The following is an 11,153-nucleotide window of genomic DNA, read 5'->3' as shown; positions in this document are numbered from 1 at the left end:
TCGCCATAGCTCGTGCCCAGGGTACGCCACGCCGCTTGCGTGGGATCATCCATCAACGCTGGGGCCACCGCATGGATGAGTTCACGGGCGAGCGTGAGCGTTTCGGGCACGCGCGAGATCCACGCCTGGGCGCTCAGCTCCTGGAGCGTCTCGCGGGTGTAGAGCGCGCTGTCGGCGATGAGGATCTCTAGCCCGACAGCGCCTTGCAACTGCTCCATGTAGGTGCTGACGGTCTCGCGGAAGGCGGTTTTGTCACTGCTGTTGCCGCTCAAGGCCTCCATCAGCAGGGGAATCCCGGCTTGGCGCTCGCAGAGCAATTGCAGTACCACCTGATTCAACTCGGGGCGGTGATCGCGGCTGTAGCCCCGAGTGATCTGAATCACGCCCGCCGGTTCCTCCTCGAGAGCGCTGTTGTACTGCCCATCGGCATGGAAACTGCTCGCGTCGAGGTGCCCGAAACGACACGCCAAGCCCAAGCGCTGCACCGCCCGCGCGGCGAGCTGCGCATACAGTCGGGTCGGGTCATCGGCGTAGATCCAATCCAGCGCGCGCCCGAGCACATCGTCGTTGAGATGCTCCGTGGTGATCCCCGGACCAAGCAGGCGCTCTACGGGCTTGTCCTTGAAGAACAACGGGGTGAGGTACAGGGCGCGCTGCGTAAAGCCCAAGCCGTTGAGCACCATCGCCTTAACCGCCTGCCCGAGGGAGACGTTGCGGCTGTCTTCATCCTGCACCAGCACCTGGTCGATCAACTCCCCCAGACCCAGCTCGTCGTACATTCCGGCCACCAGTCCCAGGTGATTGAGGACCTGGCTGCTGTAATGGCGTGGACTGGCCATGGAGCCGGTTTCGATATGGACGGCCATCTGTGCTTCCCCTCAGCGTTGGCAAAAAACGCGATGATACAGAACGTGAGGGAGCAGCTGCCGCTGGGGTGATGGCTGTGGAATAACGGTGCTCAGCCACGATGACAGGCGTTTTGTTCGTTTTTCGTGTGCGAGATGACGACACCTCCACTGAAAATCAGCAACAAAAAATTCGTTATTACACGTTATGGCGTGCGGAATGTCGGATGGACACTTCCTTAGCAGTCGGACATCAGCCCATGTCGCGGTCCGTTGGAGGGTAGCGGCATCGCCTCGAAGCGACTCAAGATCTCCGAAGCGTCCACGCTGATCTTGCGAGAGCCTCCAAACAAGCGAGGTATTGGCGCTGATGTACTCGACTTTGGCTATTCTTGAACCTTCTTCAGCGTCATTCGTGCGATGCGTCGTCCCTCGGCCAAGCGAGACGGCAAGCATCGGCACGCCAGCACCCGATGGTCTTGCGGGAAACTGCAGGTGGCACCTCAGTGCTAGGAAGCGCTCGGCGAGCCAGGCCAGGATCTGAGGAGCGTCATGATCGCAGCGATGCCAACGAGCACGGCCACCATCATTGGCCCGAAGGGTTGATCCAACTGCAAGGCCAGGGCGAATGCAGCCAGATAGCTGGTGACGCCGACCAGTCCTGAGCCGATCAGCGTCCAGCGCCAGCTTGGTGCGATCTGGAAGGTCACCCAGGCCGGAATCAGGACCAGCGCGAAGGCACCCATGAGGCCGACGCTGAGAGTGCCGATTGCCAGGCTGGCCGCGGCCAGCAGGTCCATGCGGAGATGCCAGCGCCAGGCCGGCAAGGCGTTGGCTTGCTCGAAGCGCGGGAAGAAGCGGCTGCGCAGGAGCTGCGGCAGGATGCGCGGCAAAATCCAAAGGGCCGCGCCGATCAGTGCCAGGGCCGCGATCAGCTCCGACACACCGGCGAAATAGAGCTGCCCTTCGACCAAGGCGTGCGCGAGCCGTTCCCCAAGCTCAGTGTTGGCGCCGATCAGGAGGGTTGCGGACCAGCCGACGAGGATCATGAAGGCATAAGCGACATTGCCGCGGGCCTCGAAGCGCGTTTTGAGGGCACCGCCCGCGAGCGCGCCCGCCGTGCCGCCGATCAGCGTGGGCAGCCCCAATGCGTTGCCCAGCAGTGCACTGGCCGCCGCGACATGCGCGAGTCCGAGCGCGGCAAGCCATTCGTCCCGCAGCATCAGCAAGGCCCCAATCACGGGCAGAAGCGCGGCCAACAAGAGCCCGACCAGCAGCGGCAGTCGAAACAGCGGGTCGCTCAGCGACGCGAGCCAAGGGTCAAGCATGCTTCACCTCCCCGTTTTCCAGATCGAGCAGATGCGAGCAGGTCCGTTGGAGAAAGTCTCGGTCATGACTGACCAGAATCAGCGCCTGGTCCGAATGCCGTGTCGTCAATATCTCGATCAGCCTGTCGCGGCGGCCGGGATCCAGATTGTTGGTCGGCTCGTCGAGCAACACCAGGTCGGCGTCCGTGGCGAGCGCGGACCAGATCCAGAGCAACTGATACTGACCGCCGCTGAGACGATCGATGCGCCTTCGCAGGATCGCTTCGAGCGCCTCTGGCGCCCCCCTTGTCGTCGCGCCTGCGGCGCGCAGCAGCTCACGCCCGGTGATGGGCATGGCCGGGAGACGCACCGGCTGCTGGTCCAGATAGGCGACCCGCAGACCGGGTGCCCGCTCGACGCGGCCGGCGAACACCTGGGCCGCATGGCCAATGGCCTTGAGCAAGGTCGACTTGCCGGTCCCGTTCGGCCCCCAAACCCCGAGTCGTTCGCCGCGCCGGAGCGCGAGGGAGAGCGGCCCGACCACCGGCTGACGATAGCCGGCGGTCAGGCCGTCGAGGCGGAGCAGAACACCGCCATCGACTCCACTCATGGCCTGGGCGCGATCGCGTCGACCCAAAGATCCAAATGCGCCAAGTAGCCGTTTCCATCCGCCTTGAGCGGTGGCTCCAGGCTCAGACGCTCCGCGCGCCAGCCCAGGTCGCGCGCGAGCTTCGTCGGGGCTTTGGACGCCTGGTAGGGCGCAAAGATGATGACGCCAGCCGTTCCCTTGAGCTTGGCAGCTAGCTCGCTCAGATAACGCCCGCTCGGCGGCACGCCGGGGACGGCCTCGATGGTGCCGAGCAGCGGGACTCCGAAGCGGTCCAGCAGATAGATGGCATCGCGGTGATAGAGCACGACGCCAGGGGCGTTCTTGAGCCGCGCTTGCCACTGCGGGAGGCGTTGTTCGACCGCGCTCGCGAAGGTCTCGGCGGCCCGTCGATAAGACTCCGCCCCGCTGGCATCGAGACGCGCCAGACGCTCGGCGAGCGCGCGGGCAATGGTCACCATCCTGACAGGATCCAGATCGACGTGCGGATTGCCGATCGGATGCACGTCGCCGAGCGCACGGTCGGCCGCACCGCCGGCATCTAGGAGCGGCACCTGGGCCGCAGCCTCGAAATAGCCCTCGCGACCCGGCTGGATGGCGGGATTGGCCGCGCTGGCAATGGCCGGCGGCAGCCAGCCGATCTCCAGCTCGGCGCCGATCGCTACCACCAGGTCGGCGGTGCGCAAGGCGCGAATCATGCTCGGCTTGACCTGGAGCTGATGGAGATCGCGGTCGGGTCCGGCGAGAACACTCAGCGTTGCGCGCTCGCCCGCCACGGCACGGACCAGAGCGCCCATGCTCGAGCTGGTGGCGACGACTTCGAGCGGTGCGGCCCAGGCATTGCCGAGGCAGACCAGGCCGATGAAGGTCAGTAACAGTCGCTTTAACATCTTGACTCTCCGATCAGAAGCTGTGAGCACCATGGCTGCCCAGACTCACGATGAATTGCAGGTAGAAGGCGTCGAAGTGCTCGCGCTCGTTCTCGGCGACCAGGATGTCGTTGCGGGCGTATTGGGCGCGCAGTTGCGAGAACTCCGACAGACTCCAGGTCAGATCGACCGTCCAGCGGTCGGATGAGCCGTAACTCTCATCGCGATCACCGCTGACCTCATTGGTCAGGCCGAGCACGTCATAGCGCAGACCAAGCGCCCACTTGGGCGCAACGCCATAGATCGCCTGGGCATAGAGCCCGTCGGTGGTGAAGGTCTGATTCGAGCCGATGAGTTCCCCGTGCGGACTGGAACGGACATCGAGATCCTTGATCGAGCGCAGGTACTCGGTTTGGAACTTGAAGTCGCCCTGACCCTGCGGACCGGCACCGTAATACCTGTAGACCAGATCCACACCCCAGAGGCTGGCGTCGCCCGCGAAGCCGTTCTCATGCACCTCGTCCTCGCCCTCATGCGCGTGGGTCTGGACCTCCTGATGCTGGTTGTTGTGGGCGTAGGAGACACCGACCTGCAGCGCATGGTTCTGGCCCAGGTCCGGTGCGACCTTGGCGAAGGCCGTCCAGAGGCGCGGACCGTCGTAGGTATCGCCCAGATCCAGCTCGATCTGCTCGACTTCGTCCAGTGTGGTGCCGAACAGCTCCTGATCGCCCTGCAATGCCTCGACGCCAAAGAGCGTGTAGACCGGCAGCGCCGGCAGCCAGGTCAGCTGAATGCCCGTGTCCTGCAGCCCATGGTCACCCAGCAGATTGAGATAGGGCAGATTCTGATCGACGAAGTCCCATTGGTGCGGATGCTGCCTGTTGATATAGCCGAAGTCGCTCAGGAACTTGCCCGCCTTGACCCGCAACCCTTGGGGAAGATTGCGGGTTTGCATCCAGGCCTCTTCGAGGTAGACGTCACCCGCGTTGGTCACGGCCAGATAGGCAGCGGCGTCGAAATAGGGATCGACCGTGGCGGAGAAGGCGATCTCGGCCTCGCTGAAGTTGAAGCCATTCTGCATGGCGCCATGGCTATGCTCGGCGTCCATCTCGCCTTCATGTGCGTGCGCGTGACCGCCTGAGGGTTGGAACGCCTGACCGACCAGCGCCGCGCCAGCCCCATCGATGCCGTCGTGGTAGTAGTTACCGTCGAGGATGACGGAGATCTGTGGATTGAAGGCGCTGCCGGAGGTCAAGGCACCGAATCCTCCGGTGGTGGGGCTCGGCGTGCTCGCGACGGGCGGCGAAACGCTCGGCGCGGTCATCGGCTTGGACGCGGCGTCATTCATCGGCTGGGCGCTTTCCTGGGCTGCCGAAGTCGCGCGCTCAGCCTTGGCGAGGCGACGCTCCAGAGCCTGGATGCGCTGCTCGTAGTCCTGTTTCATGGTGCGGAGCATGGCTTTCAGCTCCGCGATCTCCGGGTCAGTGGCCGCGACACTGGTCGCAGGCGCAAGGAAGGCGGCCGTCATTGCGGCCGCCAGAGCAGTCTTCTGCATGGGAGAGATTCCTCATCGCAACGGGAAGCACGCCGCCGGTCTAACGGCAGCGCGCGAATCGATTCAGGCGATCAGGAGGTAATTGGGCGGAGCACGGGCGAAATGGGCACGGCGGACTCGGCCATCGCGGATGAGGGGGTCAGGCCGAGGCGATCGAATACTGACGAGCAGGCGTACAACCGCCACGCGCGGCGCCATGGCCGGCATGGGGGCGCTGCCAACGCCCATGGCGCACAGCTCGCAGACGCCCTCGTGAGGATGGGCGAAGTGATCGATCTGGTGCAGTTCGAGCGCGACCTGGGCGAGCAGGAGGATCGCGCAGACCAGGGAGACGACCCAGGTCGCATCGGTCCGATTCTGTCGCAAAGGCTTTGAACGCATTGAAGCGAATGGCACTCGATTGGTCTGTAAAACAGCGGACGCATGTTATCCGCGAAGATTCAGGCGCCGCAAATCCCCCGCGCATCAGACTGCATCGTCAGTCCGGCATTGCCCTCAGTCTGGTACGCGCTGCGCAGGGGCGAGGCTGGGTTCATCGGCCGCCGCTCGGCCGCACAAGCCGCGGAATCTCGTCCAAGTCGACCAAGAGTGCGATTGAGCGCGCCTTCCCCGGCACACGACTGATGAACTGCTTCGCCGTCAGGGTCTTGAGCATCTGATGGACTGTCGGGGCCGATGTTCCAAAGAAGCGCTGCAGATCGGCCTCGGCTGGCGACTGGCCGAATATCACTGAGTAGTTGTAGATAAAGGCCAGATACTGACCTTGCTTCTCGGTAAAGCGTTCTGCCATACAGATGCCGTCGCCTTAGTTGCTGTTGCGGACGCGCCATGCGTTCACAGCCTTGATTGCCTCTATACCGGGAAAGCCGCTATGCGCCCAACTTGCCTTTCGCTTTCCAAATCGGTCGCGCTAAGGCGCCTAGGAGATTCCTGAAACGCCCTCCACGTCCTACCGATTTCTGCAATTCCTTGGCAAATTCCAGGCGACGCGCATCATCCTCGTCCTGGACCAGCTTTTCGAGGCTGGCCATCAGCGAGTCGGCAGCCTCCGTTTCGCCGCGCGCGCGATTCAGCAGGGCCATGGACCCGTAAAGCGCGAAAAGATCGGAGATGTGGATCCGTCGACGCGTCGCCAAGCCTTTGAGCAACTCATCGGCCTCATCCAACTTGCCGTCCAGGATCGCCAGATTGGCCAGATTACAGCGCGCATAAAGGTAATCCGGATGGTCGTGCACGACCTGCTTCAACAGTTGCCTTCCCTCTTCGTACCGCCCCTGGGCGGCACGGACCCCCGCCAGATTGCCCGTGGCGACCGCATGCCCGGGTACGCGCGCCAGGATTTGAGTCAACAGGGCTTCCGCGCCGACATAATCGGCCGCGTGAAATCGCGAAATCGACTCGCCGAGGAGTTCATGCAGATCATCGGGCAGGTCAGTCTCCGCCGGCTCACGTTCGATCTCAATGTTGAATAGATTGATCTGCCGGAGCTGTTCTCCGTCGCGGTAGTCGATGATGTCCGTGGGAGCAATCAGATTCTGCTCCTGGAGCAGACGCAAGAACCCAAGGCGCTCACCCTTGTCTCCAATCGGCAGACGGGCGAAGTCCTTCAGCAAACGTACCGCGTCCAGGTCACCGCGGCCGGCACGTTGCGAGAGAATGAGAGCGATCAGACTGCGCAGCGCCTCCTCCGCGCCGAGATAAAGCGCCTCCAGAAAGGTATTGGAGACGGTCAGCGTCTTGAGCGCGTCGACCGCCTCTTCGTTCGCCGCCCTCAGCGCATTGATACAAGTGAGCGGAAGCGCCCGCGAGAAATCAAAGACCGATGGATACTCAGACGCCTGTCCGCCCTTTTCCAGACTGCTGAGATTATCAAGTGCGAGCCTGAATTCGGGCGCAAGCTTCAGCGCCGTGCGCCACAGGCCCCGCGCGTCCGCCGCTCGGCCCAGCCGGCTGGCGGCGCAAGCCGCAAAATGGTGCAAAATTGCACGTGGGTAGGGATCGCTCTCCTCAAACCAGTCATTGTCCCTGTGGTGCGTGAAGGCATCCCAGGCGGCTGCATCCTGCCGCAGCAATAGCAGGGCATCGAGCTGGATCAAGGCATCGTCCAGACGCCTGGCGGTCGTCGCCGCCAAGGGAGTGGCCAGCCCCGACGCCCCAGCTTCGTCGCCGCGATAGAGACGCAAGCGCACAGCCCAGCCGAGGGCGAAGAGGTTGTCCGAATCCGCCTCCCAACCGGCCATGAACCCATCCAGCGCCTCATCGATCCGCCCCAGATGAAAGAGCGCCATGGAGCGATTGTTGCGAGCCGTTAAAATGTCGAGGCCATCGAGCCGCTCGACTGCACCCGCGAAATCCTGCGCGTCCAGATAGAGTTTTCCGATGTCGAATCCTTCGACTTGCTCCACTGTCGCCACGCTACCGTCCGGCAGCGCGAGCAGCTCCGCCAGCACCTCGGAGGGTACTGGAAAGCTCGGCGTCACCATCCCCAGCGCGCGCAAACGCCGCGCCGTGCAATCGGCCAACACGATATGCCCCAGTTGCATGGCAAAGTAGAGCAGCATCTCCTGGGCCTGGGCGCTGTTGGGTCGACGCTCGGCCCATTCGAACGCGGCAAGACCAGCTGCGCGGGGCCCTTCACTGCCTTCCAATGCCGCGACCAACAGCCGCCTCAATCCGCCATGATCCGGAAACCGCTGGATCAGCGGCTTGAGCCGTTGAACTGCCTTGGCGTCTTCCTGTGCCTCGAGCAGACGCTCGATCGCCTTGATCTGGGCGGCTTCAGGTTGCGGTTTGGTCGGCTTGTTCTTGGTGGGCTTGGTCTTAGTGGATTTCTTGGACACGCGAAATTCCAGGTCGAAACAGGAACGTTGCCTACAGCTTGGCCGCAGCAACCCTTGAAGCCAGCCGGCACGCCCTCGGCCGCTATCAGCAGGGTCGGCATGCGCGCCTCATCATTCACAGACATCAGTTTGCCATCACGCGGCATGATGCGCACCACCAGTATCAGAACTGCATCCGCAGCCTTCGATTGGCAGATAATCAGCTAACCCGCCCATGATGACGTCAACCAGCCTCTGATCGCTTCGATGCACCTCGACGCGACGACGATGGAGTTTACCTCCGCTGGCCACCTCATTCTCCAGTTGCCTGCGCCCCTGCCCGTGAGGCTGCGCTATGCGCCTTGGGAACAAGGCATGCGTGTGTCGCTCTGGACAGCCAAGGATTGGGCAGAGGAAAGGCTCGACCCCGGCCTACCGTTGCTTCAGGCGGCAGCGTCGAACCCTGAGGGGACGGCATTGCAAGGCTTCGTCGAGCGCATCCCCGCAAGGCCGAAAACAAGTGCTCGGCGGTACCGATACCTGCAGACGAGCATGTTGCAATGGTCAGCGCGCACCCGCTCCGGCGCTGAGCTACTCGAGCAAGCCCCGACGCTGCTGTGGTTGCTCCTGGACAAGGCGATACGAAAGCAGTGGTCCGACAAGGCCATTGCAGGCATGTTGTCACGACGTCGCGCCGATACCCTGCTCTACTTGACCGGCAGGCGTTCGGAGGCCATGGTGAAGTTCCTCAATCGCGTCGCCTTATGCCAAGGTGATCTGACCGAGCTTCACACGCTCAAGCGTTTTCTGCGCGAATCGAACGCTTGGCAGTCCATGACTCACTTTCAGCGTATTCCCATCCATCTGCTGGAAGTCCTGCGCCGCTATCCGGAGCTTGCGGGCACTCAGCTGCTCCGGGAAATCGCCGATCTCAAGGCCACACACGTGCTCGACGGTGTCACCCAAATCCGTCATGCCTTCCCACTGTGGCGCGACACCCTCAATCTCGGCACCTTGCTCAACATTAGCGATGCACCTCAAGCGCTGGCGCACTGCACCTCCTTCGAGGCGGTCCAGCGTCTGCATGACCGCTGGATGAATCGCCTCAACCGCCGCAGTCATTTAATCACCGCCGGCCGAAACCTCTTTCCCGCACCCCCCATTCCAGGCAACGCGGTGATTCATCCAATCCTCACCGAGGAAGATTTGCGCGCGGAAGGCGTGCTGATGAACCACTGCGTCGCCAGCTATGCGGCGCGAGTCCGGAGAGGAGAGTCTTATCTCTATCGCCTGCTGCAGCCGCAGCGAGCGACCATCGAAATCCGCCTAACAGGCTCGAAACCGGTCATTGGTCAATTCAAACTGGCGCACAACCAAGCGCCCGATGACGCATCCAGAGCAGTGGTTCATCAATGGCTGCGAGAAGACGGGCATGCCGCTCCGGATTCCTGAATCCAAGGCTCCCGTTTCAAAATTTGAGTTGGTGGGTCTGGAGGCGGCGCCAAGGACTCCGGGAGCCAGGCGTCATCCGCCTCAACCAATTGCGCAGCCCGGTGGTCAAATCGCGATCAGAGGATCGCTTTCTGAAGGCTGATCACAGCTTGGCGTCGTCGCGCACAGCTTATCCACAGCCCTGATCACAGGGCACGGGGATAATCGCGCCCAAGGCTTAGCCCAGTCCTATCCGAACACTTTTCTGACTTCTGTTTGCCTTTCACAAACAGAGCGATCCTCTTTCGGCCGCTGCCCCCTGCAGCGCATCCGCGAAAACCTTGTCCCACACGGCCTCGCGGCGCATCTCGAAAAGTTGGCACAGCAGCTGCTTTAACTCCAGCAAGCGCAACAAGCGCGCGACGACTTCAGAATCATTCAACAGGCATTCGGAGAGACATCATGCTGAGCATCAATGACCTGCCCCTTCGCCACGACCTCGACGCAGCAACCATGAGCAACGTCCGCGGCGGTTTCGCCCTGAGCGACTTCGACGCCTTCTTTGGCACCGCGATCGTCAACGCCCCCGAGATCGACCTGGGCACGCACGCCCTGCTGCAGAGCCAAGGCGTTGCTGTCGACCAGTCCTCCAACATCGGCGGACTGAACCTAGTGATCTCCGACCAGACCCAGAACGGCATTGCCGGCCAGGTCGCGATCTGAGCCACCCCTTCCCAGACCCTGCAAGCACACACCAAACTCGGAGAGACACCATGTTGACCATCACCGATCTGACTGCTGACCGGACCCTCGATAAGACCGCCATGAGCGGCGTGCGTGGCGGCCTTGCCGTTGCCGGAAATGACTTGGCTTCCTTCTTCGGCTACTTCAACTCACCGACGCTCGATCTCGGCACGCACGAACTCGTGCAGAGCCAAGCGGTCGCCATCGACCAGAGCGGCGCCACCGGCGGCTTCAACATCAGCAGCACGAGCCAGACGCAGAACGGCATCAGCGGCCAGGTCTCCCTGTTCTAAGCGGCTGTTTGAAACACCCTCCTGACGCATCCTGGGAGCACCGCCTCGGCGCGACGGCTAGCGCGCCTCGTCGCGGCGAGGCGCCGCTCCCACCACGGCCGAGCGGCCAGCCCGCCAAGCAGCTGCTGCCTGAATGCTCTCGGACCCTGAACGCCCAACGCCTAAACCCGAAATCCAAAAAGCGCGCCGAGACGGGTTGATCTCGGGACTGCGTCAAGCACTAGACTGACGTCATACAAGACTGTCATAGAGAGTGCCGTGTCATGACGATTTCGATTCGACTCGATCCCGAGACGGAAACCGCGCTGCGCCGCCGATTGGAGACCGAAAAGATCCCTTTGTCCGCCTTCGTTCGCGCGGCCATTCAGGAGAAGTTGGCGCGCGGCGCGGACGAAGTCTCGCCGTACACTCTGGGTGATCCCCTGTTCGGGCGCTATGCCAGCGGTGAGGCAGACCGCAGTTTGCACCGTAAGGAGCTGCTAAGAGAGCTACTGCATGCTAAGAAAGTGTCCATCAACAACTTCCCCCCTTTCGCAAAGGGGGGGCTAGGGCATAGCCGTCAGGCTAGCGGTATTTTCATTTTAAATCAATATTTTAAGAGCGCACCCCATAACTTCTCAATAAGTCATGGCACCCAATAAAACAGAGACTTAGAATCAAAAGAGTCGCACTTCTGCGCCTCA

Annotated in this window: 12 protein-coding genes; 4 read left to right on the top strand and 8 right to left on the bottom strand. The window is 62.4% G+C overall.

All coding sequences use genetic code 11. The features are described 5' to 3' along the window. The 8 genes from G3480_RS22700 to G3480_RS22665 form a co-directional block, all read right to left on the bottom strand. On the bottom strand, window positions 1–866 hold an 866-nt coding region (locus G3480_RS22700; RefSeq protein WP_164656363.1), incomplete at its 3' end, for an IS1634 family transposase. 488 nt (window positions 867–1,354) lie between these two features. Continuing rightward, a complete protein-coding gene (locus G3480_RS22695; protein WP_164656361.1) occupies window positions 1,355–2,173 on the bottom strand; it encodes a metal ABC transporter permease in 819 nt (272 codons plus the stop codon). Beyond that, a complete protein-coding gene (locus tag G3480_RS22690; protein WP_164656359.1) occupies window positions 2,166–2,762 on the bottom strand; it encodes an ABC transporter ATP-binding protein in 597 nt (198 codons plus the stop codon). The genes G3480_RS22695 and G3480_RS22690 overlap by 8 nt, the downstream gene beginning before the upstream one ends. After that, on the bottom strand, window positions 2,759–3,649 hold the full coding sequence (locus tag G3480_RS22685) for a metal ABC transporter substrate-binding protein (RefSeq protein WP_164656357.1): 891 nt from the start codon (window positions 3,647–3,649) through the stop codon (window positions 2,759–2,761). Before G3480_RS22685 ends, G3480_RS22690 begins: the two co-directional genes overlap by 4 nt. A 13-nt stretch (window positions 3,650–3,662) precedes the next feature. Further along, the gene (locus G3480_RS22680) at window positions 3,663–5,183 is read right to left on the bottom strand and encodes a TonB-dependent receptor (RefSeq protein ID WP_164656356.1); all 1,521 of its coding nucleotides are present in this window, start codon (window positions 5,181–5,183) and stop codon (window positions 3,663–3,665) included. Between the two features lie 63 nt (window positions 5,184–5,246). Next, entirely contained in the window at window positions 5,247–5,564 is a 318-nt protein-coding gene (locus G3480_RS22675) for a hypothetical protein (protein WP_164656354.1), read from the bottom strand. 151 nt (window positions 5,565–5,715) lie between these two features. After that, window positions 5,716–5,973 carry a LexA family protein gene (locus G3480_RS22670; RefSeq protein ID WP_164656352.1) on the bottom strand — a complete coding sequence of 86 codons (258 nt, stop codon included), beginning with the start codon at window positions 5,971–5,973 and terminating at the stop codon, window positions 5,716–5,718. 79 nt (window positions 5,974–6,052) lie between these two features. Continuing rightward, entirely contained in the window at window positions 6,053–8,023 is a 1,971-nt protein-coding gene (locus tag G3480_RS22665; RefSeq protein ID WP_164656350.1) for a tetratricopeptide repeat protein, read from the bottom strand. A 246-nt stretch (window positions 8,024–8,269) separates the two neighbouring features. On the opposite strand from G3480_RS22665, the gene G3480_RS22660 reads away from it, so the two are divergent. The 4 genes from G3480_RS22660 (at window position 8,270) to G3480_RS22645 (ending at window position 11,111) form a co-directional block, all read left to right on the top strand. Next, window positions 8,270–9,454 carry a PcfJ domain-containing protein gene (locus tag G3480_RS22660; RefSeq protein WP_164656348.1) on the top strand — a complete coding sequence of 395 codons (1,185 nt, stop codon included), beginning with the start codon at window positions 8,270–8,272 and terminating at the stop codon, window positions 9,452–9,454. Between the two features lie 441 nt (window positions 9,455–9,895). Further along, complete coding sequence (locus G3480_RS22655) at window positions 9,896–10,156, top strand: hypothetical protein (RefSeq protein ID WP_164656346.1); 261 nt, start codon at window positions 9,896–9,898, stop codon at window positions 10,154–10,156. Window positions 10,157–10,206: 50 nt separating this feature from the next. Continuing rightward, window positions 10,207–10,470: a hypothetical protein gene (locus G3480_RS22650; protein WP_164656344.1), complete on the top strand. Its 264-nt coding sequence runs from the start codon at window positions 10,207–10,209 to the stop codon at window positions 10,468–10,470. A gap of 263 nt (window positions 10,471–10,733) precedes the next feature. Continuing rightward, window positions 10,734–11,111, top strand: a complete 378-nt coding sequence (locus G3480_RS22645; RefSeq protein ID WP_164656343.1) for a hypothetical protein — start codon at window positions 10,734–10,736, stop codon at window positions 11,109–11,111. Window positions 11,112–11,153: the final 42 nt, after the last annotated feature.

Origin of the sequence: Thiorhodococcus mannitoliphagus, assembly GCF_010915725.1 — a bacterium.
Classification (GTDB): domain Bacteria; phylum Pseudomonadota; class Gammaproteobacteria; order Chromatiales; family Chromatiaceae; genus Thiorhodococcus; species Thiorhodococcus mannitoliphagus.
This window is presented reverse-complemented; position numbering and strand designations above follow the sequence as displayed.